General features: G+C 33.2%; 25 protein-coding genes and 2 tRNA genes. 16 read left to right on the top strand and 11 right to left on the bottom strand.

The features are described 5' to 3' along the window. Window positions 1-574, top strand: a 574-nt coding sequence (locus ACIQZ1_RS02685; protein ID WP_396158801.1) for an OmpA family protein, incomplete at its 5' end; no start/stop codon positions are given. Between the two features lie 63 nt (window positions 575-637). On the opposite strand, the gene ACIQZ1_RS02680 is transcribed toward ACIQZ1_RS02685, so the two are convergent. Then, window positions 638-2239, bottom strand: a complete 1602-nt coding sequence (locus ACIQZ1_RS02680; RefSeq protein ID WP_396158799.1) for a peptide chain release factor 3 — start codon at window positions 2237-2239, stop codon at window positions 638-640. A gap of 138 nt (window positions 2240-2377) precedes the next feature. After that, a tRNA-Leu gene (locus tag ACIQZ1_RS02675) sits at window positions 2378-2457 on the bottom strand. Window positions 2458-2644: 187 nt separating this feature from the next. Here ACIQZ1_RS02675 and ACIQZ1_RS02670 point away from each other — a divergent pair. After that, window positions 2645-3586, top strand: a complete 942-nt coding sequence (locus tag ACIQZ1_RS02670; protein ID WP_353077577.1) for a ribose-phosphate pyrophosphokinase — start codon at window positions 2645-2647, stop codon at window positions 3584-3586. 74 nt (window positions 3587-3660) lie between these two features. Next, the gene (locus ACIQZ1_RS02665; protein WP_396158797.1) at window positions 3661-4266 is read left to right on the top strand and encodes a 50S ribosomal protein L25/general stress protein Ctc; all 606 of its coding nucleotides are present in this window, start codon (window positions 3661-3663) and stop codon (window positions 4264-4266) included. 73 nt (window positions 4267-4339) lie between these two features. Here ACIQZ1_RS02665 and ACIQZ1_RS02660 read toward each other — a convergent pair whose 3' ends face one another. Genes ACIQZ1_RS02660 through ACIQZ1_RS02640 form a run of 5 tightly spaced genes read right to left on the bottom strand, consistent with a single transcriptional unit; the run spans window position 4340 to window position 9055 of the window. Then, window positions 4340-5116, bottom strand: coding sequence for an enoyl-CoA hydratase/isomerase family protein (locus ACIQZ1_RS02660; RefSeq protein WP_396158795.1), 777 nt, complete (start codon window positions 5114-5116; stop codon window positions 4340-4342). Window positions 5117-5119: 3 nt separating this feature from the next. After that, on the bottom strand, window positions 5120-6532 hold the full coding sequence (locus ACIQZ1_RS02655; RefSeq protein WP_396158809.1) for a sensor histidine kinase: 1413 nt from the start codon (window positions 6530-6532) through the stop codon (window positions 5120-5122). Between the two features lie 49 nt (window positions 6533-6581). Continuing rightward, window positions 6582-7121, bottom strand: a complete 540-nt coding sequence (locus ACIQZ1_RS02650) for a CopD family protein (protein ID WP_396158793.1) — start codon at window positions 7119-7121, stop codon at window positions 6582-6584. A gap of 29 nt (window positions 7122-7150) precedes the next feature. Further along, window positions 7151-8170 carry a ferrochelatase gene (gene hemH / locus ACIQZ1_RS02645; protein ID WP_396158791.1) on the bottom strand — a complete coding sequence of 340 codons (1020 nt, stop codon included), beginning with the start codon at window positions 8168-8170 and terminating at the stop codon, window positions 7151-7153. A gap of 12 nt (window positions 8171-8182) precedes the next feature. After that, window positions 8183-9055 (bottom strand): helix-turn-helix transcriptional regulator, encoded by an 873-nt coding sequence (locus tag ACIQZ1_RS02640; RefSeq protein ID WP_396158789.1) that lies wholly within the window; start codon window positions 9053-9055, stop codon window positions 8183-8185. Between the two features lie 228 nt (window positions 9056-9283). Between ACIQZ1_RS02640 and hemA the strand changes: the two genes are divergently transcribed. Genes hemA through ACIQZ1_RS02600 form a run of 8 tightly spaced genes read left to right on the top strand, consistent with a single transcriptional unit; the run spans window position 9284 to window position 16056 of the window. Continuing rightward, window positions 9284-10540 (top strand): glutamyl-tRNA reductase, encoded by a 1257-nt coding sequence (hemA, locus tag ACIQZ1_RS02635; protein WP_396158787.1) that lies wholly within the window; start codon window positions 9284-9286, stop codon window positions 10538-10540. A gap of 25 nt (window positions 10541-10565) precedes the next feature. Continuing rightward, the gene (gene hemC / locus ACIQZ1_RS02630) at window positions 10566-11489 is read left to right on the top strand and encodes a hydroxymethylbilane synthase (protein WP_396158807.1); all 924 of its coding nucleotides are present in this window, start codon (window positions 10566-10568) and stop codon (window positions 11487-11489) included. 5 nt (window positions 11490-11494) lie between these two features. Then, entirely contained in the window at window positions 11495-12175 is a 681-nt protein-coding gene (locus tag ACIQZ1_RS02625) for a uroporphyrinogen-III synthase (protein WP_396158785.1), read from the top strand. Between the two features lie 47 nt (window positions 12176-12222). Beyond that, on the top strand, window positions 12223-13248 hold the full coding sequence (gene hemE, locus ACIQZ1_RS02620; RefSeq protein WP_396158783.1) for a uroporphyrinogen decarboxylase: 1026 nt from the start codon (window positions 12223-12225) through the stop codon (window positions 13246-13248). A 42-nt stretch (window positions 13249-13290) separates the two neighbouring features. Then, window positions 13291-13683, top strand: coding sequence for a hypothetical protein (locus ACIQZ1_RS02615; RefSeq protein WP_396158781.1), 393 nt, complete (start codon window positions 13291-13293; stop codon window positions 13681-13683). Between the two features lie 8 nt (window positions 13684-13691). Continuing rightward, a complete protein-coding gene (gene hemF, locus ACIQZ1_RS02610) occupies window positions 13692-14615 on the top strand; it encodes an oxygen-dependent coproporphyrinogen oxidase (protein WP_396158779.1) in 924 nt (307 codons plus the stop codon). Window positions 14616-14648: 33 nt separating this feature from the next. Continuing rightward, complete coding sequence (gene hemB / locus ACIQZ1_RS02605; RefSeq protein ID WP_396158777.1) at window positions 14649-15647, top strand: porphobilinogen synthase; 999 nt, start codon at window positions 14649-14651, stop codon at window positions 15645-15647. A gap of 7 nt (window positions 15648-15654) precedes the next feature. Beyond that, window positions 15655-16056 (top strand): c-type cytochrome, encoded by a 402-nt coding sequence (locus tag ACIQZ1_RS02600; RefSeq protein ID WP_396158775.1) that lies wholly within the window; start codon window positions 15655-15657, stop codon window positions 16054-16056. A gap of 33 nt (window positions 16057-16089) precedes the next feature. On the opposite strand, the gene ACIQZ1_RS02595 is transcribed toward ACIQZ1_RS02600, so the two are convergent. Next, a tRNA-Leu gene (locus ACIQZ1_RS02595) sits at window positions 16090-16171 on the bottom strand. 59 nt (window positions 16172-16230) lie between these two features. Further along, a complete protein-coding gene (locus ACIQZ1_RS02590; protein ID WP_396158773.1) occupies window positions 16231-17622 on the bottom strand; it encodes a dipeptidase in 1392 nt (463 codons plus the stop codon). Window positions 17623-17902: 280 nt separating this feature from the next. Here ACIQZ1_RS02590 and ACIQZ1_RS02585 point away from each other — a divergent pair, with 280 nt between their 5' ends. From ACIQZ1_RS02585 to ACIQZ1_RS02565, 5 genes are all read left to right on the top strand, one after another. Continuing rightward, on the top strand, window positions 17903-18580 hold the full coding sequence (locus ACIQZ1_RS02585; protein WP_396158771.1) for a 30S ribosomal protein S16: 678 nt from the start codon (window positions 17903-17905) through the stop codon (window positions 18578-18580). 14 nt (window positions 18581-18594) lie between these two features. Then, entirely contained in the window at window positions 18595-19122 is a 528-nt protein-coding gene (gene rimM, locus ACIQZ1_RS02580; RefSeq protein WP_396158769.1) for a ribosome maturation factor RimM, read from the top strand. Window positions 19123-19175: 53 nt separating this feature from the next. Beyond that, a complete protein-coding gene (locus tag ACIQZ1_RS02575; protein ID WP_396158805.1) occupies window positions 19176-19889 on the top strand; it encodes a tRNA1(Val) (adenine(37)-N6)-methyltransferase in 714 nt (237 codons plus the stop codon). A gap of 99 nt (window positions 19890-19988) precedes the next feature. Then, window positions 19989-21167, top strand: coding sequence for an acyl-CoA dehydrogenase family protein (locus ACIQZ1_RS02570; RefSeq protein ID WP_396158767.1), 1179 nt, complete (start codon window positions 19989-19991; stop codon window positions 21165-21167). A 99-nt stretch (window positions 21168-21266) separates the two neighbouring features. Beyond that, entirely contained in the window at window positions 21267-22043 is a 777-nt protein-coding gene (locus tag ACIQZ1_RS02565; protein WP_396158765.1) for a DUF3050 domain-containing protein, read from the top strand. A 59-nt stretch (window positions 22044-22102) separates the two neighbouring features. Here the strand turns inward: ACIQZ1_RS02565 and ACIQZ1_RS02560 are convergent, their stop codons facing one another. Both ACIQZ1_RS02560 and ACIQZ1_RS02555 read right to left on the bottom strand, forming a co-directional pair. Then, complete coding sequence (locus ACIQZ1_RS02560; protein WP_396158763.1) at window positions 22103-24943, bottom strand: alpha-amylase family glycosyl hydrolase; 2841 nt, start codon at window positions 24941-24943, stop codon at window positions 22103-22105. A gap of 54 nt (window positions 24944-24997) precedes the next feature. After that, window positions 24998-26044, bottom strand: coding sequence for a SusE domain-containing protein (locus tag ACIQZ1_RS02555; RefSeq protein ID WP_396158761.1), 1047 nt, complete (start codon window positions 26042-26044; stop codon window positions 24998-25000). Window positions 26045-26063 lie beyond the last annotated feature (19 nt).

The following is a 26063-nucleotide window of genomic DNA, read 5'->3' as shown; positions in this document are numbered from 1 at the left end:
ATCAGGAGCAAGCGTTAGCTTTGTGGACCAAAAAGGAAAAAGTAAAGGCAACCAAGAGTCAAACGACATGGGAGAAGTAAAGTTTGGTGTAGCTTGTGATGAAATCGCTAATTTTAATGCTACCAGAGTAGGTTACCAAAACGGAACAGTTACGATGCCAAAATCTAAAAACGGCGCACAAAGTATCGTGATTAATTTAACACCAATTCAACCAATAATCACAGAGACAGAAGTGATATTACAGCCTATATACTTTGAATACAACCAATCCAACATCACAGCACAAGGGGCAGAGGAGTTAGACAAATTGGTAAAAGTAATGAATCAATATCCAACAATGGTAATCGATGCAAAATCGCACACCGATAGCAGAGGATCGGATAGTTACAACTTAAAACTTTCGGAGAGAAGAGCCAAAGCTACAGTACAATACATCGTATCGAAAGGCATTTCTAAAGAAAGAATTACTGGTAGCGGCATGGGAGAAACCCAACCAAAAACACCATGTACAGCATGCACAGAAGAAGAGCACGCACAAAACAGAAGAAGTGAATTCTTAATTATCAAAAAGTAAGTAAGAACACCACATAGTAATAAAACAAAATCGCCTCAATATTGAGGCGATTTTTTTATGTACTTAATTTTCGTTTTTATGATAATCTGAAGTGTAATATAATTTAACACTTGGATATTTTTGATTTGTCATTTGTATAGAAAATTCACTATCAGCTAAAAATACCAATTGCCCGTGTTTATCGTGTCCTAAAAACTTTTGTTTTACACGTTTAAATTCTTTGAATTCTTCGTTTTTTGGATCATCTGGAAGCACCCAACACGCTTTGTATGCTGGAAAGTTTTCGTAAGTACATTTTGCGCCATATTCGTGTTCTAAACGGTATTGAATTACCTCATATTGTAACGCACCTACAGTTCCAATTACTTTTCTGCCGTTCATCTCAATTGTGAATAATTGCGCTACCCCTTCATCCATTAATTGGTCGACTCCTTTTTCTAATTGTTTTGCTTTTAAGGGATCGGCATTGTTTATGTATCTAAAATGTTCTGGGGAAAAACTAGGAATTCCTTTAAAATTCATTGTTTCACCTTCCGTAAGTGTATCGCCAATTTTAAAATTTCCAGTATCGTGTAAGCCTACAATATCGCCTGGATATGAAATATCTACAATTTCTTTTTTCTCAGCAAAAAACGCATTTGGACTACTAAATTTCATATTTTTTCCTTGGCGTACATGAAGATAAGGTTTGTTTCTTTCAAAAGTTCCAGATACAATTTTGACAAATGCCAATCTGTCGCGATGTTTAGGATCCATATTGGCATGAATTTTAAACACAAAACCACTTAGTTTTTTCTCATCAGGTTGCACTAATCTGGTATCCGATTCTTTGGCACGAGGTGTAGGAGCAATATTGATAAAACAATCTAGTAACTCGCGAACTCCAAAATTATTTAATGCTGAGCCAAAAAAAACAGGCTGTAATTTTCCAGCTAAATATGCTTCTCTTTCAAATGAAGGATACACTTCGGTAATTAATTCTAATTCTTCTCGAAGTTTATTGGCGGGTTTTTCACCAATAATTTTTTCTAATTCAGGACTTTGGATGTCTGAAAAAGCAATAGTTTCTTCAATGTTTTTTCTGCTATCACCTTCAAACAAATTAATATTTTTCTCCCAAATATTATAAATTCCTTGAAAATCATAACCCATACCAATTGGAAAACTTAAAGGCGTAACGTGTAATCCTAATTTTTTTTCTACTTCATCCATTAAGTCAAACGCATCTTTTCCTTCACGATCTAGTTTGTTGATGAAAACAATCATAGGAATGCTTCTCATTCTACAAACTTCCACCAATTTTTCGGTTTGCTCTTCCACACCTTTTGCTACGTCAACTACCACAATAACGCTATCTACAGCAGTTAATGTTCTAAATGTGTCTTCAGCAAAATCCTTGTGACCAGGCGTATCTAAAATATTTATTTTTTTTTCTTTGTAATTGAATGCTAATACAGAAGTAGAAACCGAGATTCCACGCTGACGTTCAATTTCCATAAAATCAGAGGTAGCCCCTTTTTTAATTTTATTGCTTTTTACGGCACCAGCTTCTTGAATTGCACCTCCAAAAAGCAGTAGTTTTTCTGTTAACGTTGTCTTACCAGCATCTGGATGCGAGATTATTCCAAAAGTTCTTCTTCGGGCAATTTCTTTTTCGAAACTCATGTGTATTAATTTTTCGCAAAAATACTATTTTTAATACTATTTTTAATAGCGATATGGTTTTATTGTAATTTCAGATACTTTAGCAATAACAAAAAATCCTTAAAAAACTATAAATTAGCTAATTAAGGATTTTTAAAGTACCCGGAGTGGGAATCGAACCCACACTCCAAGGAACACGAGTTTGAGTCGTGCGCGTCTACCAATTCCGCCATCCGGGCATTGAAAAGCAAAAAGCAAATTAATATTTACTTTACGGCTTTTTAAAGTGAGTGCAAATATAACTAAAGTTTCTAATTTCATTATAAAAATACTTAAAATTTTACTTTCAGAGTTCAATTAAATTACTAACTTTGCACCCAAATTGCACAACACAACAACTAACTAACTACTAAACAACTAATTAAAATGTCATACAAAGAGCCTGAAGCAAAAATATTTGCGTGTTCTCAAAGTGTGTACCTAGCAGAAGAAATCGCCAGTAAATATGGTGTGCCGCTAGGTAAAGTAACATTCTCAAAATACAGCGATGGTGAATTTCAACCCTCTTTTGAAGAATCTATTAGAGGTCTTCGTGTGTTTTTAGTGTGTTCCACATTTCCGAGTGCAGATAATTTAATGGAATTGTTGTTAATGATTGATGCCGCAAAAAGAGCATCTGCCAGACACATAACAGCTGTAATTCCTTATTTTGGATGGGCAAGACAAGACAGAAAAGACAAACCAAGAGTGCCGATAGGAGCAAAATTGGTGGCAAAATTATTAGAAACAGCAGGAGCTACTCGAATTATGACCATGGATTTACATGCAGATCAAATTCAGGGATTCTTTGAAAAACCAGTAGATCACCTGTTTGCATCAACTATCTTTTTGCCTTATGTAAGAAGTTTAGGATTAGAAAATTTAACTATCGCATCACCAGACATGGGGGGTTCCAAAAGAGCCTATGCGTATTCTAAATTTTTAGAATCAGATGTGGTAATTTGTTATAAACAAAGAAAAGTTGCCAACGTTATCGATACGATGGAATTGATTGGTGAAGTGAGAGGCAGACATGTTATTTTAGTTGACGACATGATTGATACTGGTGGGACATTAGCAAAAGCTGCTGATGTAATGATTGAAAAAGGTGCTTTGAGTGTTAGAGCCATTTGTACCCACGCTATTTTATCAGGCGAGGCGTACGAAAAAATTGAAAACTCAAAATTAGAAGAGTTAATCGTTACAGATTCTATTCCGTTAAAGAAAGAATCTAAGAAAATAAAAGTGGTAAGCTGTGCGCCATTATTTGCAGAAGTAATGCACATGGTTCAAAACAATACTTCCATAAGTGGGAAGTTTTTAATGTAAAGTTAGTCGGTTTGAAGATGTTCATTCCTTTAAACTACTAACCAATTTTTTTTATTAATTTTAATTTATTTCAAATGAAATCAATTACGATCAAAGGATCACAAAGAGAAAGCGTGGGCAAAGTAGCTACTAAAGCCTTACGTAATGCTGGAATGGTTCCTTGCGTTATTTACGGAGGGGAAAATCCAGTACATTTTAGTGCTGAAGAAAGAGCATTTAAAAGTTTAGTTTACACTCCAGAAGCGCACACTGTAGTAATTGAATTAGAAGGCGGAAAGAAATTTGACGGTATCTTACAAGATATTCAATTTCACCCAGTTTCTGACAAAATTTTACACGTAGATTTCTATAATCTAGATGCTGCAAAAGAAATTACAATGGAAGTGCCTGTTAAAATTACTGGAACATCTCCAGGGGTTTTATTAGGAGGGGTTTTACGTTTAAACCAACGGAAATTAAAAGTGAGAGCTTTACCTGCAAACTTACCAGATTTCGTAGAAGCAAACATTTCTGAATTAGAAATGGGTAATAAATTATACGTTACTAAATTAGGCGCGCCAAACTACAAGATTTTACACCCAGACAACACAGTTGTTTGTCAAGTAAGAATTTCTCGTGCTGCTATGAAAGCTGCTCAAGAAGCTGCAAAAGCAGAAAAAGGCGGAAAAAAGAAAAAATAATTCAATTTTCTATACAAGTAAAAATCCCGAGCATTGCTCGGGATTTTTTTATTAAAATAAATTCAGAATTGTTTTATTTTCCTACAAAAACAGCTTTTCTTTTTTCTAAAAACGCAGTAGTACCTTCTTTAAAATCTTCTGTTGCAAAACAAGCCCCAAAGTTCTTAATTTCTACCTCAAACCCATTAACGCCGTCTTCAAAGTTGGCATTTATCGCTTCTATAGCTTTTGCAATGGCCACACTCGAATTTTGACTAATTTTTGTAGCTATAGATTTTGCTAAGTCTAATAATTCTTCTTGCGGCACCACATGATTTACTAACCCATAAGATTTTGCAGTTTCAGCATCAATCATATTGGCTGTCATAATCAATTCCATTGCTCTTCCTTTACCGATTAGTTGAGTCAATCTTTGAGTACCACCATAACCTGGAATAACGCCTAAAGTAACTTCAGGCAATCCCATTTTTGCATTAGTTGAAGCAATTCTGAAATGACAACTCATGGCTAATTCTAATCCGCCACCCAAAGCAAATCCGTTTACTGCGGCTATAACTGGAGTTTGTAAATTTTGTACAAAATCAAATAATAATTCTTGTCCTTTTGCGGCCAATTGTTCTCCTTCTGCATCAGAAAAATGAGCAAACTCAGAAATATCTGCTCCGGCTACAAATGCTTTTTCGCCACATCCAGTTAAAATAATAACTTTCGTATTGCTGTCGTTATTTAAATCGCTAAATGCATTGTGTAATTCTTCAATTGTGGCTTTGTTTAAAGCATTTAATTTTGTGGGTCTGTTAATAGTAACAATCGCAAAATTGTCTTGTTTTTCAACTAAAATAGTTTCCATTTTTTATATTTTTATAGGTAGTTTTACTGTAAATAATGTTCCTTTTTCTTCTTCGGATTCAAAAGAGATACTTCCGTTATAATTTTCTATAATTTTCTTAATAATTGCCAATCCCAATCCCATTCCTGAATTTTTAGTAGTGAATTTTGGTTCGAAAATATAAGCTGCGTTTTCAGTTGAAATTCCAATTCCGTTATCCGAAACCTTCAAAACAAAATTTGTATCTTCTTTTAAAATTTCAACCACAACTGATTTTATTTCTTGATTTTCAGGTATAGATTGAATGGCATTTTTAACCAAATTTGTTACAATTCTTGTCAATTGTGTTCTGTCAAAAGAAGTGAAAATGTCATTTTCTGAAGTCTTAAAAGCAACATAATCTTCATTAAAAATTTCTAAAGCCGTTTTACAAACCTGAACAATGTTTAATTGTTCATTTTGTTGTGTTGGCATATTGGCAAAGTTTGAAAACGCACTTGCTACAGTGGTCATTGTATCAATCTGCTGGATAAGAGTTTCAGAAAAATCATGAAGTTTTTGACTAATTTTAGGATCGTTTATATCAAATTTTCTTTGAAAACTTTGGATAGTTAAACGCATTGGTGTCAGTGGATTTTTAATTTCATGAGCCACTTGTTTAGCCATTTCGCGCCAAGCATGTTCTCGTTCGCTTTGTGCTAGTTTTTGCGCACTTTCTTCTAAGGTGTCCACCATATTATTATAAGCTAAAATTAGCGCATTAATTTCTTGATTACCTGGCTGAAGTTTTAGTTTTTGATTGCGTTCATTTAATTGTGTAATGCCTAATTTTTCTGAAATTTGAGAGATTGATTTGGTAATATTACTGGATAATAAATAGGATATTAAAATAGAAATAATAAACATGATTATAAATACTTGCGCATATCGAGTTAAGAAGTTTTCCGCTTCTTGATTATAAAAATCGCTATTCTCTTCATACGGAATATTTAAAATCGCAAGATTTTTAAAATCGGCATCTTTAATATAACTATAAGACGATTTTATATATGTTTCGTTTTCTTTAATTTTTGTAATTACAATTCGTTTTTTTGAAGAATTTTTTAAGCTTTCTAGAGTTTCGACATTAATTTTCGGTTTATTTTTATTCTTAATATTAGATTTGGATGATAAAAGTAATTTCCCATTTAAATCAAAAAAATTAACTTCCAGACTATGAATATCTGATAATTCAAGAATTCTACCGTTAAAAATTCTTGGTATGTTTTTGGTTGTAAGTGGGAATTTAGAAGTTTGTAAAATGTATTCTATATGCTCTTTAATGGCATTTTCTTTTCGAGACAAACGCTCTTCGTGGTATTCTTTAGCTTCATATCTGAAGTGAATTAACGAAACAACTGTAATCAATATCGTTGAAAATGTTGTTAGAAACAACATCGACAAAAATATTCTTCGTCTTAACGAAAGCGTATGTATTTTTAAAAATTTAATCACTTTTTTTATCTCTTATTCTTTTATAGAATTTAAAACCAAGCATAATAATTACTGAAAATAAAATAATTCCAATAACACCATAAATCCAATTGATTGCATTTTTTAAAATTACTAAAAAAACTACGGCAAACAAAATTATGGTTGCGCCTTCGTTCCATAAACGCATAAAGTTTGAGGTGTATTTTACGGTATCATTTTGTAATTCGGTATATATTTTTTGACATTTAAAATGATAGATAAACAACAAAACCACAAAACCTAATTTGACTTGCATCCAAGGCATTTCAAAAAAAGCAGGGTTTAAATGCAACAATGACAATGCAAAAATTGTTGCCAAAATCGCACTTGGCCAAGTAATTATGTACCACAAACGGTACGTCATTATTTTATACTGTTTTTGTAAAATTTCTTTTTCTGGCGAAGGCATTTCGTTTGCTTCAATTTGATACACAAACAGACGCACAATGTAAAACAACCCAGCAAACCAAGTGATTACAAAAATTAAATGTAAAGATTTTAGATATTCATACATAAAATAAACTATTTACTAATCACTTTTTACTAATTACTATTTTTAAATTCTTCAATCCATTTCGCAACCACACTACACCATTCGTCTTCGTCATTCATACACGGTATGGCCATAAATTCTTCACCGCCGTGATGTAAAAATTGTTCGTTAGCTTCCATAGCAATTTCTTCCAAAGTTTCTAAACAATCGGCCACAAACGCTGGAGTTACAACGGCTAATTTTTTAATTCCTTTTTCGGGCATTTTATTAACTTCCACATCAGTATATGGTGTTAACCATTTGTCACCTGCTAATCGCGATTGGAACGTTTGACTGTATTTTCCTTCTGGAATCCCCAATGTTTTCACTACTTGTTTTGTAGTTTCATAACATTGATGTCTGTAACAAAATTCGTGTGCTGGCGAAGGCGTACTGCAACAAGAACCATCAATTTTACAATGCGATTTTGTAATGTCGGTTTTACGAATATGACGTTTCGGAATACCGTGATAGGAGAACAATAAATGATCGTATTCAAAACTTTCCAAATGCTTTTTTATCGAATTGGATAACGCTTCAATATATCCAGTTTTGTTATAAAATGCTGGAACCGTTGTAAATTTCATATTTGGAAAATGCTTGGCGCGAAGTTCTTCTGCCAATACTAAAATAGTTGTGGTTGAAGCCATAGCATGTTGCGGATACAAGGGAAAAAGCATCACTTCTGTTACACCTTTGTCGTGTAATTCTTGTAATCCTTTTAATATAGTAATTGTGCCATAACGCATTGCTAATGCAACCGGAATGTCAACCAAACCTTTTACTTTTTCATGCATTTTTTTAGAAATTACAATTAATGGCGAACCTTCATCTGTCCAAATTCTTGCATAAGCTTCAGCAGATTTTTTTGGTCTTGTTTGTAAAATAATCCCTCTTACCAATAAAGCACGTAATAAAAACGGAACGTCAATTACGTATTTATCCATTAAAAACTCATCTAAATATGGTTTTACATCTTTAGCAGTAGGGCTTTCTGGCGAACCAAGATTTACTAATAATACTCCTTTCATTGTATTGTAATTTTATAAATTAACGTTTAAGTTTAATAGGTATTTTTTTGGCGTTGTGCCAAATTTCTTTTTAAATGCAGCAATAAAATGACTTGAGGTGCTGTAGCCAATTTTTAATCCCACTTCATTTACATTATACGAACCGGTATCAAGCAGTTTTCGTGCGAATTCCATTTTATAATCGAATAAAAAATTAAAAACCGTATCGCCATAAATTTCTTTAAAACCCGCTTTTAATTTTTTTAATGAAATGCCAACTTCATCAGCCAATTCTTGTAATCCTGGCGGTTCTGCCATATTTTTAATGATGATTTCTTTCGCTTTTTTAATTTTTAGTACATTTTCTTCATCTGATAAAAACGGACAATGTTCTGCGTTTGGATCTTCATTGGTGTTAAAAAACAAACTTAATAATTCGTAACTTTTTCCTTTTAAATACAAGTTTTTTATTGATGAATTTTGGTTATAATGAAAAATCTGATTCAAAACAATCGCCATTGATGGGCTGATGCTTTCTTCGGTATAGTATTTTTTTTCTAAATTGTCTTTGCTCAAAAACGGAATCATTTCTGAATCCGATGAAAATAAAGTATGGAATTTTTTTATGGAAATTAAAATAGAAATGATCCAACTTTTCGGAGCAATTTCTAAATGAAGCGGCAATTCTTTTTGTGGATTGTATAGCAAAAGCGCTTTTTCTTCGTTTAAATCTAAAACGTATGAATTGTTGTTAAAAATAAATTTCCCTTTTCCTTTTACATTAAAATGAAATTGAATTAAACCAGAACCTACTTGTTTTTCTAACGTTTCTGTGCTTTCAGAATCGTTTTGAAATCGTAATAAAGTAAAATCGGTATCAATTTTAATTTCTTCAAATGAACTCATAGCGTTATTTTTTTATGAATTGTTTAACAAAAAACAAGCTTGTTATTTATAATTAATCTAAACAAAGTGGTTGTTTGATGCTGAATTTGTTACAAAGTTAGTAGTTTATATCAAAATAAGTGCAATTTTTTTAAAAAAATCCAATTCCGATATAAAAAGTACTTTCAGCGTTGTTTTTGTATAGATGGAAACAATAATTTTGTGCATCTTTAAGAGATAAAGCAATTTATGGACAATCATTCACCTGCAAAACAAACTACTTTCTACGCTATCGGACTAAGCTACAAAAAAGCGGATGCCGAAATTAGAGGTAAATTTAGTTTAGACGATACTTCCAAAACAAACCTTTTGGAACAGGCGAAAACTAACGGGATTGAAAGTCTGATTGTTACTTCCACTTGCAATAGAACTGAAATTTACGGTTTTGCACAGCATCCATTTCAATTGATTCATTTACTCTGTGAAAACAGTTTAGGAACGGTTGAAGAGTTTCAAAAATACGCTTACGTGTACAAACAAAAAGAGGCTTTAAACCATATGTTTAGAGTGGGAACAGGTTTGGATAGTCAAATTTTAGGAGATTTTGAAATCATTGCTCAACTTAAAAATGCTTTTGTAGAAAGTAAAAAACACAATTTAGCAAATGCGTATTTAGAACGCTTGGTGAATTCTGTTATTCAAGCGAGTAAGAAAGTTAAAAATGAAACTGAAATTTCAAGTGGTGCTACTTCAGTATCTTTTGCAGCAGTTCAATATATTTTTAAGAATGTGGAAGACATTTCTAACAAAAACATCTTGCTTTTCGGAACTGGAAAAATTGGTAGAAATACTTGTGAAAATTTAGTCAAACATTCGAAACACGATCAAATTACGTTAATTAACAGAACAAAAGACAAAGCAGAAAAATTAGCCAAAAAACTCAATCTTATTGTTAAAGATTATTCTGATTTACAAATAGAATTGCAAAAGGCGGATGTGGTGGTTGTAGCAACAGGAGCTAAGAATCCTACAGTGGATTTAGATATTTTAAATCTGAAAAAACCATTGTTAATTTTGGATTTATCGATACCTAAAAATGTAAACGAAAACGTAAAGCATAACCCTTTGGTGACTTTAGTGCATATGGACCATTTATCGGAAATTACCGATGAAACTTTAGAAAACAGAAAATTATTTATACCTGCTGCCGAAGAAATTATTAGTGAAGTTTTAACTGAATTTTTAACTTGGTCAAAAGGAAGAAAATATGCACCAACGATACACGCTCTAAAGGCAAAATTAAACGCCATTAAAGAATCTGAAATCAATCATTTAAAAAAGAAAAATGCCGATTTCAATGAAGAATATACCGAAATTGTTACCGCAAAATTAATTCAAAAAATAACCAGTCATTTTGCCAATCATTTAAAAGACGACAACACAGTTGTAGATGAAAGTGTAGAGTGGATTAATAAAGTTTTTCAAATAGAAAACCAAAAACATTAAATTTGTTAATGTTTTAAATAATAAAATAGTGAGTAAAACCATACGAATAGGAACCCGCGATAGCGAATTAGCCCTTTGGCAAGCTAAAACAGTTGAAAAACAGTTGAAAGATTTGGGCTACAAAACGGAAATTATCGCTGTAAAATCCGATGGAGATATTGTTTTAGATAAACCATTATACGAATTAGGAATTACCGGAATTTTTACAAAGACCTTAGATGTAGCGATGATTCAAGGCAAAATTGACATTGCAGTACATTCTATGAAAGATGTCCCAACCTTATTGCCTAACGGAATTGTACAAGGCGCTGTTTTGGAAAGAGCTTCAGCATTTGATATTTTGGTTTTTAAAGAAAATTTAGATTTTTTAACCGAAGAAAATAGTACCATTGCGAGCAGTAGCTTACGAAGAAAAGCAAGTTGGTTATACAAATATCCAAGTCATAAAATAGAAGATATTCGTGGTAATGTAAATACGCGCTTGCAAAAAGTAGCGGATTCAAATTGGGACGGCGCTATTTTTGCGGAAGCCGGCTTGGAACGCATCAACTTAAAACCAGAAAAAGCAATTATTTTAGATTGGATGATTCCAGCGCCAGCTCAAGGTGCTATGGTTGTGGTGTGTAATGCAGATGATTTCTTTTCTTTAGATGCCGTTTCGCAATTAAATCATATTGAAACAGAAATTTGTACGTACATAGAACGTCAGTTTTTAAGAACTTTAGAAGGCGGTTGTACAGCACCAATTGGAGCAATCGCTACGTATAATGAGAAAGAAGATGTGATTGATTTTACAGGTGTTTTATTATCAATAGACGGAAAACAAAAATTAGAAGTTACTAAAACCGTAGCTGTTTCGGAATGGAAAAAATTAGGATTTCATACCGCTCAAGAAATTTTGAGTAATGGTGGGATTCAGTTGATGTCAGAAATTAAAGAAAATTTTTAATAATTATGACAAATCAAACCGCAATACTTTCTACTAAAACCCTTTCACCAATTCAAAAACAAGAATTAGTAAAAGCGAATATTCAATTAATTGAAGCCGATTTTATTAAAACAGAAACGGCTTTTTTCGAAATTAAAAATTTGAACAAAAACTTAATTTTCACGAGTCAAAATGCCGTTTTAAGCATTTTGCAACATCCAAAAATTGTTGAATTAAAGCAAAAAAACGTTTTTTGTGTAGGATTAAAAACTAAAGAGTTATTGAACGAAAATGGTTTTATAGTAGAGGCGTATACAGGTTTTGCAGAAGATTTAGCGAAAATTATTACGTTAGTCTATTCCGATGAAAGTTTTACTTTTTTTAGTGGCAATCTTCGTAAAGATACCTTGCCAGAAATGTTAACTGAAAACGAAATTACATTCAATGAAATTAAAGTGTACGATACAACGTTAACACCTCATAAAATTACAGATAAAGTAGATGGAATTTTGTTTTTCAGTCCATCTGCCGTAACCAGTTATTTGAAAAAAAACACACTAGGCAACGAAAAATTGTTTTGTATAGGCAATACAACAGCAGATGGTTTAAGAGCGGTATTGTCTGAAACTAAAATTAAAAACATAAAAACAGCGTATCAACCAAGTATTGAAAACGTTATTGAACAAGTTATAGAATATTACACATAATATAACCTGACAGGTTTTTGAAACCTGTTAGGTTTAATACAAACAAAATGATAAAAAACGATTTATTCCTACGTGCCTTAAATAACGAAAAAGTAGAACGTCCACCCGTTTGGATGATGCGTCAAGCAGGAAGATATTTACCTGAATTTAGAGCTTTGCGTGACAAGTACGATTTCTTTACCCGTTGCGAAACACCTGAATTAGCTGCTGAAATTACCGTGCAACCGATTCGCATTGTTAAACCAGATGCAGCGATTTTGTTTTCAGATATTTTGGTGGTGCCAAGAGCAATGGGAATTCACGTGGAATTAAAAGACAATTTAGGACCGATAATTCCGAATCCAATTCGTACTTCTCAAGATGTAGAAAAAGTGTTTGTTCCAGATGTGAACGAAACCTTAGGTTATGTTTTTGATGCGATTAAATTGACCAAAGAAATGTTGAACGATGAGGTGCCATTAATTGGTTTTGCTGGTTCACCATGGACAATTTTCTGTTACGCAGTGGAAGGAAAAGGTTCTAAAAGTTTTGACACAGCCAAAGGATTCTGTTTCTCAAACCCTGTTGCTGCTCACGTTTTATTACAAAAAATTACCGACACCACTATTTTATATTTGAAAGAAAAAGTAAAAGCAGGTTGTAATGCCATTCAGATTTTTGACTCTTGGGGCGGTATGTTGTCTCCGGTAGATTATCAAGAATTTTCTTGGCAATATATTAACCAAATTGTAGAGGCATTAGCTGACGACACGAAAGTGATTGTTTTCGGAAAAGGATGCTGGTTTGCTTTAGGCGAAATGGCAAAATCTAAAGCTTCGGCTTTAGGAGTAGATTGGACCTGTTCACCAAGAAACGCTCGTTATTTAACAGGAGGGAATATTACGTTACAAGGAAATTTCGATCCATCAAGATTATTGTCACCAATACCAACCATCAAAAAAATGGTTCATGAAATGATAGACGAATTCGGAAAAGACAATTACATCGTTAATCTTGGTCACGGTATTTTACCAAACATTCCTGTGGATCACGCCAAGGCTTTTGTTGAAGCAGTGAAGGAGTACGGTCAGTAAGAGTAATCAGTGTTCAGTTTTTAGTAAAATAGTTATAAATCTATGTCGATTAAGAATATTTGGAATAACGGAATTAATATTGAAACTATTGAAAAGAAATGGTTAATCCTTCTTGTTTTACCTTTTTTACTTGTAATTGCAATTGAAATTCAAAAATCAACAACAATAGATTTTGAAAAAGAATTTTATTTACGACATACAGAAGATGAGTTTCAAGGAATTGTTCAAAGAAAATGGTTTTTTCGTCGTAATGTTTATATAAAACTAATTGATTCTACTGAAATTATAGGATATTATTCTATTTATAAAAAAGTAAGTAAAGGTGATTCAATTATAAAAAAGAAAAATTCAAAAGAAATAATAGTAATTAAAAAGGATAGTATAATTTATAATGATATTTATGATGAAAATAAATTCCGTTTTAAATTAAGATAAATTTCAAAATGAAAAATAAATTTTACACCTATATACAAACCCTTCAAGATCAAATCTGTAAAGGATTAGAAGCTATGGATGGTGTTGCCCAATTTCGTGAAGATCTTTGGGATAGACCCGAAGGCGGTGGTGGAAGAACACGCGTAATTGAAAACGGGAGTGTTTTTGAAAAAGGAGGCGTAAATATTTCAGCGGTTCACGGAAAACTGCCTGATTCGATGCAAAAATTATTCAATGTAGGCAAAGCGGATTTTTTTGCTTGCGGATTGAGTTTAGTGATTCATCCGAAAAACCCAATGGTGCCAACAGTTCATGCCAATTGGCGCTATTTCGAAATGTACGATACTTCGACAGAGCTCAGCACAGGTAATCGGAAAGTAATTAATTCGTGGTTTGGTGGCGGACAGGATTTGACGCCTTATTATTTGTTTGAAGAAGACGCCATTCATTTTCACCTAACGTGTAAAACCGCTTGCGACAAACATAATCCTGATTTTTATCCGAAATACAAAAAACAATGCGATGATTATTTTTGGAACGCACATCGCAATGAAGCCAGAGGAGTAGGAGGTTTGTTTTTCGATTATTTAAAAGCGACCAAAGCACAATCGATGCAAGATTGGTTCAATTTTGTTACCGAAGTAGGGAATTCATTCCTTGATGCGTATGTTCCAATTGTGGCAAAAAGAAAAGACTTGCCGTTTACACCAGAACAAAGAACTTGGCAAGAAATTCGCCGTGGTCGTTACGTTGAATTTAATTTGGTTCACGACAAAGGCACTTTATTTGGCTTAAAAACCAATGGCCGAATAGAAAGTATTTTGATGAGTTTGCCACCTCACGTGCAATGGCATTATGACCATCGTCCAGTGTCGGAAAGTGAAGAAGAAAAAATAATAAAAGTATTAGAAAAACCTGTTGACTGGGTTTAACTATCCATTGTCAATTATAAATTATCCATTACTATGTTTCCATTACAAAGAGGACGTCGTTTAAGAATTAACGAATCCATAAGAAGTTTAGTTCGCGAAACCACATTAAGTCCAAATGATTTTATGTTTCCGATGTTTATTGCTGAAGGAGAAAATAGCCAAGTTGAAATTCCATCGATGCCAGGGATTTTTCGTCGTTCGATAGATTTAACCGTGAAAGAAGTCCAAGAATTATTCGATTTAGGGATTCGTGCCGTGAATATTTACGTGAAAGTAAGCGAAGATTTAAAAGACAATACAGGCAAAGAAGCGTGGAACCACATCGGATTGATGCAACAAGCTATTCGTGCTATTAAAGCGGCTTGTCCTGAAATGATTGTGATGCCTGATGTGGCTTTAGATCCTTATTCTATTTATGGTCACGACGGAATTATTGAAAACGGCGATGTGGCAAATGATGCTACTAACGACGCCTTAGTAAAAATGGCGGTTTCGCACGCTCAAGCAGGTGCCGATTTTGTAGCGCCAAGCGATATGATGGATGGTCGTGTATTGCGTTTGCGTCAAGGTTTAGATGCGGCGGGTTTCCAAAATGTAGGTATTATGAGTTATTCGGCGAAGTATGCTTCTGCATTTTATGGTCCGTTTCGAGATGCATTAGACAGTGCGCCAAGAGAATCGGATGTAGAAGTGCCGAAGGACAAAAAAACCTACCAAATGGATTATGCGAATCGCATCGAAGCCGTTAAAGAAGCACTTTGGGATGTGGAAGAAGGCGCAGATATGGTCATGGTAAAACCTGGGATTGCCTATTTGGATATAGTTCGCGAAGTAAAAAATGCCGTGAATGTTCCCGTAACAGTTTTTCATGTTTCTGGCGAATACGCCATGATTAAAGCCGCTGCCGAAAGAGGTTGGCTCGACCACGACAAAATTATGATGGAACAATTAATGTGCATCAAACGTGCTGGCGCCAGTTTAATTTCGACTTATTTTGCGAAAGAAGCAGCGATTTTACTAAACAAAAAATAGATAAATTATGAAAGTGTATTTCAAATTTCTTTTGATAGTATCAATTATTTTTAATCTCATTAGTTGCGGAAAAAAAACAGAAACAGATGCTATGGGAAATCCTATTGAACCAAAGGAAACTTCAATAAATCAAACACCTAAAGCGTTAGGAAAAGAATTATTTGAAGGGAAAGGCATGTGTGCTACTTGTCATAAAGCTGATGTTGCAACTTCAGGACCAAGTATTAAAGACATTTCTAAAATGTATACAGATAAAAAGGCAAGTATTTCGTTATTCTTACAAGGAGAAACGGATCCTATTGTTGATCCTTCGCAATATGAAATTATGAAAGCCAATCTTGAAATTACAAAAGCTATGACGGAAGCGGAACTGCAAGCTTTGGAAACGTATATGTTAAGTATCAAATAAAAAAAGCTCAAAACATAGTTTTGAGCTTTTTTGTGCGGGTAAAAGGACTCGAACCTTCACACCTTGCGGCACCAGATCCTAAGTCTGGCGTGTCTACCAATTTCACCATACCCGCGATAATTGGAGTGCAAATATATAAACTAAGTTTTCTTTTAGCAAATTAATTTCTTCTTTTTATTTTTTATACATCTCTGTAAAATATTTATAAAATAACGGAATAGTTTCAATTCCTTTCATATAATTGAAAATTCCATAATGTTCATTTGGCGAGTGAATGGCATCACTATCTAAACCAAATCCCATTAAAATAGTTTTGCTTTTCAATTCTTTTTCAAACAAAGCAACAATTGGAATACTTCCACCTGAACGAACAGGAATTGCCGAAACACCAAACGATTCTGTGTAGGCTTTATTCGCTGCTTGATAACCAATACTGTCAATTGGTGTTACGTAACCTTGCCCTCCGTGGTGAGGTGTTACCTTTACAGTTACGGCACTTGGTGCAATACTTTCAAAGTGTTTTTTAAATAATTCTGTTATGTTTTCCCAATCTTGATTTGGAACCAATCGCATCGAAATTTTTGCAAATGCTTTACTTGCAATTACGGTTTTTGCACCTTCGCCAGTATAACCACCCCAAATTCCGTTTACATCTAAAGTTGGACGAATAGAATTTCTCTCGTTAGTTGTATAACCAGATTCACCGTAGGTATCTGCAATATTTAATGCTTTTTTGTAATCCTCTTCAGAATACGGTCTTTTTGCCATTTCGGCTCTTTCTTCTAACGATAATTCTTCCACACCATCATAAAAACCAGGAATCGTAATATGATTATTTTCATCGTGTAACGAAGCAATCATTTTGGTTAATATATTTATAGGATTAGCAACAGCTCCACCATATAAACCAGAATGTAAATCTCTATTAGGACCCGTTACTTCTACTTCCACATAGCTTAAACCGCGCAAACCAGTTGTAATTGAAGGTTGCGTGTTTGAAATCATACCTGTATCAGAAATTAATATTACATCACAAGCTAATTTTTCTTGATTGCGTTCCACAAACCAACCTAAACTTTTAGAACCCACTTCTTCTTCGCCTTCAATCATAAATTTTACATTACAAGGCAAGTTATTATTAGCAATCATGTATTCAAAAGCTTTCACATGCATGTACATTTGACCTTTGTCGTCACAAGCGCCACGTGCAAAAATTGCGCCTTCTGGATGAATTTCTGTAGTTTTAATTACGGGTTCAAATGGAGGAGATGTCCACAATTCAATTGGGTCTGCGGGTTGTACATCATAATGTCCATATACTAAAACTGTAGGAAGATTTGCATCAATTATTTTATGTCCGTAAACAATTGGATAGCCTGGTGTTTCGCACATTTCAACTACATCACAACCTGCTTTTTCCAAACTAGATTTTATAGCTTCGGCAGTATTAATTACATCTTGAGCATATGCGCTATCTGCACTAACAGAAGGCATTTTTAGTAATTCTATTAATTCTTTAATAAATCGTTCTTTGTTTTCCTGAACGAATTGTTTTATGTTTTCCATGATTGTTTTTTATAAAGTTCAAATATACGAAATCAATATCAATGTCAAAAAACAAATACAATATTCAATTTCAATATTAATATCAATTTCAAAATAGTTTAGAACACAGATTGGAGAAATTTTTAAGATTTCTAAAATTTATCTAATCTGTGTTCTAAAAGATCCATTAAAACACTGATTTAAAAATAATTAAACATAAAACATTGAAATTTAATAATTATTATTATCTTTGCACCCTTAATTAACCGAGGTCGAGTACCTCAAATTTAATCACAAGATTATGCCAGTAAGAATTAGATTACAAAGACATGGTAAAAAAGGGAAACCTTTTTTCTGGATCGTAGCGGCAGATGCTCGCTCAAAAAGAGATGGTAAATTCCTAGAAAAAATAGGAACGTACAATCCAAACACTAACCCTGCAACTATTGATTTAAATGTTGATAGTGCTGTTCAATGGTTACACAACGGTGCCCAACCAACTGACACGGCTAAAGCAATTTTATCTTATAAAGGTGCTTTGTTGAAGCATCATTTAGATGGTGGCGTTAGAAAAGGTGCTTTAACTCAAGAACAAGCAGATGCTAAATTAGCAACTTGGTTAGATGCAAAAGCTGGAAAAGTAGATGCTAAAAAAGATGGTTTAAGCAAAGCGCAAGCGGATGCTAAAGCTAAAGCTTTTAAAGCAGAACAAGCTGCAAACGAAAAGCGTATAGCTGCTATTGCTGATGCTGCGAAAGCAGAAGAAGTAGTTGAGGCTGCTGCTGAAGTAACTGAAGAGGTTGCAGAAGAAGTAGTTGAGGCTGCTGCTGAAGTAACTGAAGAGGTTGCAGAAGAAGTAGTTGAAGCTGCTGCTGAAGTAACTGAAGAAGTTGCTGTTGAAGAAGTAGTTGAAGCTGTTGCAGAAGAAACTACAGAAGCTCCTGCTGCTGAAGAAAACAACGAAGAAAAAGAAGCTTAATATATACTGCGATAATGCGTAAAGACGAATGTTTCTATTTAGGCAAAATCGCTAAAAAATTTAGTTTCAAAGGGGAAGTTCTTATCTTTTTAGATACAGACGAACCTGAACTTTATCAAAATTTGGAATCAGTTTTTATTGAATACAATAAAAATCTGGTTCCATTTTTTATTGATAAATCATCCATTCATAGAGATAAATTTTTACGCGTTAAATTTGAAGATGTTGACACAGAATTAGATGCTGACAATATGAAAAATTTAGAAGTGTATTTACCTCTAACGATGTTACCAAAATTAGAAGGAACCAAGTTTTATTTTCACGAAATTATAGGTTTTAAAGTTAAAGACCAACGTTTAGGCGATATAGGAACTGTTCACGCCATTTTGGATAATGCCGCACAACCTATCTTTGAAATTTTCAAAGGACAAAAACAAGTTTTAGTTCCTATGATAGACTCTTTTATTATTGAAGTCAATAGAAAAGAAAAAGAATTGGTTTTAAACACACCTATTGGTTTAGTGGATTTGTATTTGGAGTAGCAAAAAACTTCAACATTCAACATTCGTTACTCAATATTCATAATTAATTTATGATTTTTTCATTCAAACAATTTTCAGTTCAACAAGAAAAATCTGCCATGAAAGTGGGAACAGATGGTGTTTTATTGGGTGCTTGGACACCGCTAATTAACAATCCATATAACATACTTGATATTGGAGCTGGAACAGGAATAATTTCCCTTATGTTAGCCCAAAGAAGTTTCTCAGAGCAAATTGATGCCATTGAAATTGAAGAAAATGCCTACGAAGAATGTGTAGATAATTTTGAAAATTCGCCTTGGGCAGACCGATTGTATTGCTACCATGCTGGGTTAGACGAATTTGTAGCAGAAGTAGAAGAAATAGAGGAACAATACGACATCATTGTTTCCAATCCGCCCTTTTATTCTGAAGATTATAAAACAGATAACGCATCACGAGATTTAGCTCGTTTTACAGATGCATTGCCTTTTGATGAGTTGATAGAAGCAGCCTATTTGTTATTGTCAGAAAACGGAATATTTTCTGTGATTATTCCTTATTCGGCGGAAGAAGATTTTATTGCTTTAGCGAAACAATCGTTATTATTTCCGTTAAAAATTACTCGAGTAAAAGGCACCCCAACTTCTGAAATTAAAAGAAGTTTATTGGCATTTTCTCGTTTAGAACAAATTACAGCTTTCGATGAATTAGTCATTGAAACCGCACGTCATCAATACACTTCAGAATATATTGAACTTACCAAAGATTTTTATTTGAAAATGTAAGTTTAACTTTTGTTTTCTAATAAATCTAACAATTCAATTTACTTTTGTTAAAAAATAATTACTTTTGTCATTCAAATCGATTTATAAAAAAATTTATATATGAAACCAGATTTATTTCAATCACCTGATTATTATTTGTTAGACGATTTATTATCAGAAGAACATAAATTAGTTCGTGATGCAGCAAGAGCTTGGGTAAAAAAAGAAGTTTCTCCTATTATTGAAGACTATGCGCAACGTGCTGAATTTCCAAAACAAATTGTAAAAGGTTTGGGAGAAATTGGTGGTTTTGGACCATACATTCCTGTAGAATATGGTGGTGCGGGATTAGACCAAATTTCATATGGTTTAATTATGCAAGAAATTGAAAGAGGCGATTCTGGTGTGCGTTCTACTTCTTCTGTACAATCTTCATTGGTAATGTACCCAATTTGGAAATACGGAAACGAAGCACAACGTATGAAATATTTACCAAAATTAGCTACAGGAGAATTTATTGGTTGTTTTGGTTTAACAGAACCAGATCACGGTTCAAATCCTGGTGGGATGACTTCTAATTTTAAAGATATGGGCGACCATTATCTTTTAAATGGTGCAAAAATGTGGATTTCAAATGCGCCTTTTGCTGATATTGCTGTAGTTTGGGCGAAAAATGAAGAAGGAAGAATTCACGGATTAATTGTAGAAAGAGGCATGGAAGGGTTTACCACTCCAGAAACACATAATAAATGGTCTTTACGTGCTTCGGCTACGGGAGAACTTATTTTTGATAACGTAAAAGTGCCAAAAGAAAATTTATTACCAAACAAATCTGGACTAGGAGCACCGCTAGGGTGTTTAGATTCGGCACGTTACGGTATTGCTTGGGGCGCGATTGGTGCAGCAATGGATTGTTATGATACAGCTTTGCGCTATTCTAAAGAACGTATTCAGTTTGACAAACCAATTGGCGCGACACAATTACAACAAAAGAAATTGGCAGAAATGATTACAGAAATCACAAAAGCTCAATTATTAACGTGGCGATTAGGCGTTTTAAGAAATGAAGGAAGAGCAACAACTGCTCAAATTTCTATGGCGAAAAGAAACAATGTAGATATGGCTTTAACAATAGCTCGTGACGCACGTCAGATGTTAGGCGGAATGGGAATTACTGGCGAATATTCTATTATGCGTCATATGATGAATTTAGAATCGGTTGTTACTTACGAAGGAACGCATGACATTCACTTGTTGATAACAGGAATGGATGTAACTGGTTTTCCTGCTTTCAAATAATTATTGATTAAACAATAAATAAAATTGATATAAAATGCTTCTCTATTTGGAGAAGCATTTTTACTTTTGTGCTATTATTAGAAATATAAAAACATCGGGATGAACACGAATACTATAAGTACTAAAATTGAACCATTAAGACAAGAATTATTACATCATTCTTTGTATTCAAAAATTCAAACAATTGAAGATTTACATGTTTTTTTAACGCACCATGTGTATGCAGTTTGGGATTTTATGTCTTTGTTAAAAGGATTGCAAATTCATTTAACTTCTGTATCTATTCCTTGGACAGCTTCACCAAATCCAGAATTACGTTATTTAATTAATGAAATTGTGGTTGCAGAAGAATCTGATTTGGCATTAGATGGTTCACGTCAAAGTCATTTTGAAATGTATTTAGATGCTATGAAAGAATGTGGCGCAACTATGCAACCTGTTTTAGATTTTTTAGAGCAAGTAGCTATTACCAAAAATGTTTTTGTAGCGATAAAAAATGCCAATTTACCTTCAGAAGTTAAAGACTTTTTACACTTTTCATTTACTGTAATTGAAACTGGACAACCACATAAAATAGCTTCTGCGTTTACATTTGGTCGTGAAGATTTAATTCCGAATATGTTTACTGAAATAGTTAAAAGTTTTCAGAAAAACTTCCCAGAAACAAATGTGTCTAAATTAATTTATTACTTTGAAAGACATATTGAGTTGGACGCAGATGAACATGGGCCAATGGCTATGAAAATGATTGATTACTTGTGTGGTGATGATTTAAAAAAATGGCTAGATGTAGAACAAGTTGCCCAAGAAGCACTAGAAAAAAGAATAGGATTGTGGAATGCTATTGAACGTTTAGTTGTTCCAGAATTGGTATAAATTATACAGAATAAAAAAAGGTGTCTAATTTAGACACCTTTTTAATTTGTGTTTTTTTCTTATTCTTTTATCAATTTCTTACTTACAGCAATCGCATCAGAATTGGTGATTTTTACAATATAAATTCCTTTTGCTAAGTTAGAAATATTTATTTCTTTGTTTGCTACACAATTATTTTCGGTTTGAATTAATTGTCCGGTAAGCGAATAAATTTCTACTTTTTTAGCATCTACAGAAATTTGAAAAGTATTCGTGCTAGGATTTGGATACAGTTCCACTTTAGAAATTACTTCAAAACTTTCATTAGATAATGCTGTAGAAAGTTGATTTCCAAAAATTCTGTATTCTCCTGGACCTAATGTAATTTGCATGTTCGTTGCAGTAACATTTGTAGTAGTAGTATCCATTAAATTATACCAAGTGCCTGTATAAGGAAAGTCTGCTGTTATACTTTGTGCAGCTACTGAATAGTTAGCTAAAATAACTACATTTTTTAATTGCGTTGCAGGCAAAGTATTGTCATAAATATAAATTCTTTGTTTTATATTATTTCCGTTAATACTTATTGAATAATCCCCATTAAAAACAGGATCATTTTTTTTCATTTTAATAAACTTAGTATAATCGGAATAAATAGTATTTCTTGGGTTTGTAGTTAGCCAGTTTTCTACCCATTGTGGCTGTTGTTTTGTGGCTAATTTACAATCTCCAGGAGTTGCATCAGTTTCACTATTTACCGTTCCATTTTCACAAGTATAAATAGAATCATCCATACCTAATTCTTGAAAATGCCAAATCATTTTTGGCCCTGGAATTAGTATACTAGTAGCGCCTACTGTTGCCATTCTATTTAAGGTATTATTTAAATTTCCACCAACGGGCGCAGTACCTGCACTATTACCAAATGTAAATGCTTGATACATTAGTCGGTCTTTATCATGACTTTCAGAATAGCCTATTAAACGTTTTCCTGTAAAACCTCTACTCATGTGTCCCATTCTTGTAATGTCACCATTTGTTGCATATCCGGAAGTTAATTGTTTATATGGTTCGTATAACTCTCCCCACATCATAATTCCTTTACCCTCAGATAATCTATAGTTTGCCCATTGTTGTTCTTCAAAATCAGAACCTAAATGTTCAAAAATATTATAAAAATCGGGATCTAAATTCCAAGTGTAATCTGCATAATCTTTTAATATTGCAACTCTATCTGCTTGATAATTATTTGTACATGATTGATCTGCAGCAGTACAATTTTGAGTAAATCCTTTTGTTAAATCCCATCTAAAACCATCAATTTTAAACTCGGTTATCCAATGTTTAATCGTCTTTTTCACATATTCTTTAGTGAAATTTGAAGCATGATTAAAATCTTCACCTACACTATAACTATGTTTTGCTACGGTATTAAAATACGGATTTTCTGTACTTGGACTTCCCCAGCCATCACCATCAGGATCATTCATCCACATTCTTATCATTGGATTTCTACCAAAAGCATGATTGAAAGCAATATCTAAAATCACAGCAATTCCGTTTTGATGACATAAATCGATAAATTCCTTGAATTTATTCTTTGTACCATAAAATTTATCTAATGCCATATGAAATGCAGTATTGTAGCCCCAGCTTTCATTTCCTTCAAACTCCATTACAGGCATTAATTCAATTGCGTTTATACCTAAATTTTTGAAATATTCTATTTTATCAATTAAGTCTTGATAGTTTCTATCTGAATCAAAATCTCTAATTAATAGTTCGTAAATTACTAATTTATCTTTGTTTGGTTTTGTGAAACTAGTGTTTTGCCAATTATATGTATTTTGATTAGTTTGTAATACAGTAATTTCTCTGTTCTGACCATTTGGGTATGAAGGTATATTTGGATAACTTCCAGCTGGAATCCATGGATCGTCATAAGAAGATAAAACTAATGTAGAACAAGGATCTGCTGTTTTAACTATACTTGGTGAATTTGCAATTGGTGTTGTATCGACTACCCAGTATTGATATAAATATTCAGTTCCAGAGGTTAAGTTATTTAATTCTAACCAAAATTTTCCTGAAGTTGGATCTTTTTTCATAGCATAACTTAATGTCGGCTGCCAATTATTAAATGAACCAGCTACGTATACATAATCTTTTCCTGGCGCTTCTAAAACTAATGTAGCTTTAGTAGCATCAGAAATATTATAATTTATTCCTATTTCTAATCCATTAGGTAATGCTTGTGACAGTATTCCAGGATTAATAATAGCACTAAATTTTTTATTGTATGTTGTTCCGTTTTGTGTTATTTGTAATTCATAATTTTTGTTTTCCGTAATATTGATATCGGTATAAGAATAAGTTGCCCCTATTGAACTATTTATACTTATTCCGTTTGCCAATAAATTATAATTAGCATTTCCATTTGTATTATTAGCATTAATTACTATACTTTGTCCTGAGTTTAGTAAAGTAGTACTGTTTTCCAATGGAGCGGTTAAATTTGCTTGATATGCTCCAACATTTAGCTCTAAGTCAGTAGTTTGCATAGTACCTGAAGCACTTCTAAAAACAATATTTATTTTAGAAATAGTGCCACTAGTTACCGAGTAAAAATTTTGTAATGTTGGAATTAAATCTAATTTATATATATTTCCTGAAACTAGAGTAAGAGTTGGTTGGTTTGTATTTCCCCAATTACTAATTACATTTTGCCAAGCAGTTCCATTAAGTGTTACGCCTGTATGAGCATAAATAGTTCCAGAATAAGACGCTAAACCCGTACCTGATTTATCAAAGAGGATTGTGCCTGATTGATTAGCTTCTGGAGTGATACCACCTTGCCAAGAAACTTGCGAAAACGTATTGCTACTTATAAATAGTAGTAATATAAAATATATATTTCTCATAAAATATTGTAAAAAAAGGGCTGTAAAACAGCCCTTAATTAATTTTGTTTTTTATTATTGTATTGAATACGTGTATGCTCTTGGGTTACTTAAGTCTAAACTAACAAAGTAAGTTCCAGCAGTAGCAACAGATAAGTTTGGACCATCGTAATTCATTGAACCATCTTGATCGCTATCGCCACCTAAATTAATTGACCATGCATCATTAGCTCTGAATTTAAATTCACCTGCAGTTAACGCCATTGTTCCTTCCCATTTTTTTGTAGTTGAGTTGTATGTTAAAGCCGTACTTGCTCCCCATCCGCCTGGAGTAGCAGCACCTACAATACCCCAATTAGTTAATGTTTCACTATATGTTAAAGTTGTTGTATTAGCTTGAATTCTGTAATATCCTGGTGTAGCCATACAGTCTGATTCTCCAGTTACTGCTAAAATTCCAGCAAAAGCACCATTATCTCCCCAGTCTGTATTCCCCCAGTTGTAATTACCTGCAGTGTCTGGTCCTACAAATTTATGTCCACCATTTAAATAAACATAACCTTCATAATCTGTTAAACCAAATCCTGAAGCTGCAATTCTAGGTGCTGTACCTGGATTCCAACCTTGGTGGTTTCCTGGTACTGCTAATTTTGGTAATTCAGTAGTATAAGGCGTTACTAAATAAGTAATTTTACTTGAATATTTAGTCATTTCAGCATTTGTTCCAATTGTTGCTTTGATACGAATATCAACTCCGCCTTGAGTATATGGAGTTAATCCCGCGTCTACTACTGCTCCGTTTAAATCTTCTACATTTACTGAAGCAAAAGTATTGTTAGTTGATGTTACGTTAGTTACATTAGCAAAATTTGATCCAGCTAGTGAAATTTGAACGGTATAATTAATTGCTGTTGGTGTTCCGAAATTTGCAGCTTCCCAAGTTAAACCTAATGCTGGATTAGTTGCATAATCTGGATTTAATACTACACTACTACCTGAAGTTGGTGAAGTAATTCTAAATTCACCTGCTTCATTTACATACGCTAAATTGCTTTCGTCTTCACATGAAGTCATTGCTAAAGCAACAAATACTGTTAAAATTGATTTAAATATATTTTTCATAATTATTTAGTTTTATTTA

Origin of the sequence: Flavobacterium sp. (assembly GCF_044341185.1) — a bacterium.
GTDB lineage: Bacteria > Bacteroidota > Bacteroidia > Flavobacteriales > Flavobacteriaceae > Flavobacterium.
This window is presented reverse-complemented; position numbering and strand designations above follow the sequence as displayed.

Excerpts from the sequence above, each read along its gene's own strand:
- ACIQZ1_RS02680 (WP_396158799.1), bottom strand. The coding sequence starts at position 2,239 with ATGAGTTTCGAAAAAGAAATTGCCCGAAGAAGAACTTTTGGAATAATC.
- ACIQZ1_RS02670 (WP_353077577.1), top strand. The coding sequence starts at position 2,645 with ATGTCATACAAAGAGCCTGAAGCAAAAATATTTGCGTGTTCTCAAAGT.
- ACIQZ1_RS02665 (WP_396158797.1), top strand. The coding sequence starts at position 3,661 with ATGAAATCAATTACGATCAAAGGATCACAAAGAGAAAGCGTGGGCAAA.
- ACIQZ1_RS02660 (WP_396158795.1), bottom strand. The coding sequence starts at position 5,116 with ATGGAAACTATTTTAGTTGAAAAACAAGACAATTTTGCGATTGTTACT.
- ACIQZ1_RS02655 (WP_396158809.1), bottom strand. The coding sequence starts at position 6,532 with ATGTTGTTTCTAACAACATTTTCAACGATATTGATTACAGTTGTTTCG.
- ACIQZ1_RS02650 (WP_396158793.1), bottom strand. The coding sequence starts at position 7,121 with ATGTATGAATATCTAAAATCTTTACATTTAATTTTTGTAATCACTTGG.
- hemH (WP_396158791.1), bottom strand. The coding sequence starts at position 8,170 with ATGAAAGGAGTATTATTAGTAAATCTTGGTTCGCCAGAAAGCCCTACT.
- ACIQZ1_RS02640 (WP_396158789.1), bottom strand. The coding sequence starts at position 9,055 with ATGAGTTCATTTGAAGAAATTAAAATTGATACCGATTTTACTTTATTA.
- hemA (WP_396158787.1), top strand. The coding sequence starts at position 9,284 with ATGGACAATCATTCACCTGCAAAACAAACTACTTTCTACGCTATCGGA.
- ACIQZ1_RS02625 (WP_396158785.1), top strand. The coding sequence starts at position 11,495 with ATGACAAATCAAACCGCAATACTTTCTACTAAAACCCTTTCACCAATT.
- hemE (WP_396158783.1), top strand. The coding sequence starts at position 12,223 with ATGATAAAAAACGATTTATTCCTACGTGCCTTAAATAACGAAAAAGTA.
- ACIQZ1_RS02615 (WP_396158781.1), top strand. The coding sequence starts at position 13,291 with ATGTCGATTAAGAATATTTGGAATAACGGAATTAATATTGAAACTATT.
- hemF (WP_396158779.1), top strand. The coding sequence starts at position 13,692 with ATGAAAAATAAATTTTACACCTATATACAAACCCTTCAAGATCAAATC.
- hemB (WP_396158777.1), top strand. The coding sequence starts at position 14,649 with ATGTTTCCATTACAAAGAGGACGTCGTTTAAGAATTAACGAATCCATA.
- ACIQZ1_RS02600 (WP_396158775.1), top strand. The coding sequence starts at position 15,655 with ATGAAAGTGTATTTCAAATTTCTTTTGATAGTATCAATTATTTTTAAT.
- ACIQZ1_RS02590 (WP_396158773.1), bottom strand. The coding sequence starts at position 17,622 with ATGGAAAACATAAAACAATTCGTTCAGGAAAACAAAGAACGATTTATT.
- ACIQZ1_RS02585 (WP_396158771.1), top strand. The coding sequence starts at position 17,903 with ATGCCAGTAAGAATTAGATTACAAAGACATGGTAAAAAAGGGAAACCT.
- rimM (WP_396158769.1), top strand. The coding sequence starts at position 18,595 with ATGCGTAAAGACGAATGTTTCTATTTAGGCAAAATCGCTAAAAAATTT.
- ACIQZ1_RS02570 (WP_396158767.1), top strand. The coding sequence starts at position 19,989 with ATGAAACCAGATTTATTTCAATCACCTGATTATTATTTGTTAGACGAT.
- ACIQZ1_RS02565 (WP_396158765.1), top strand. The coding sequence starts at position 21,267 with ATGAACACGAATACTATAAGTACTAAAATTGAACCATTAAGACAAGAA.
- ACIQZ1_RS02560 (WP_396158763.1), bottom strand. The coding sequence starts at position 24,943 with ATGAGAAATATATATTTTATATTACTACTATTTATAAGTAGCAATACG.
- ACIQZ1_RS02555 (WP_396158761.1), bottom strand. The coding sequence starts at position 26,044 with ATGAAAAATATATTTAAATCAATTTTAACAGTATTTGTTGCTTTAGCA.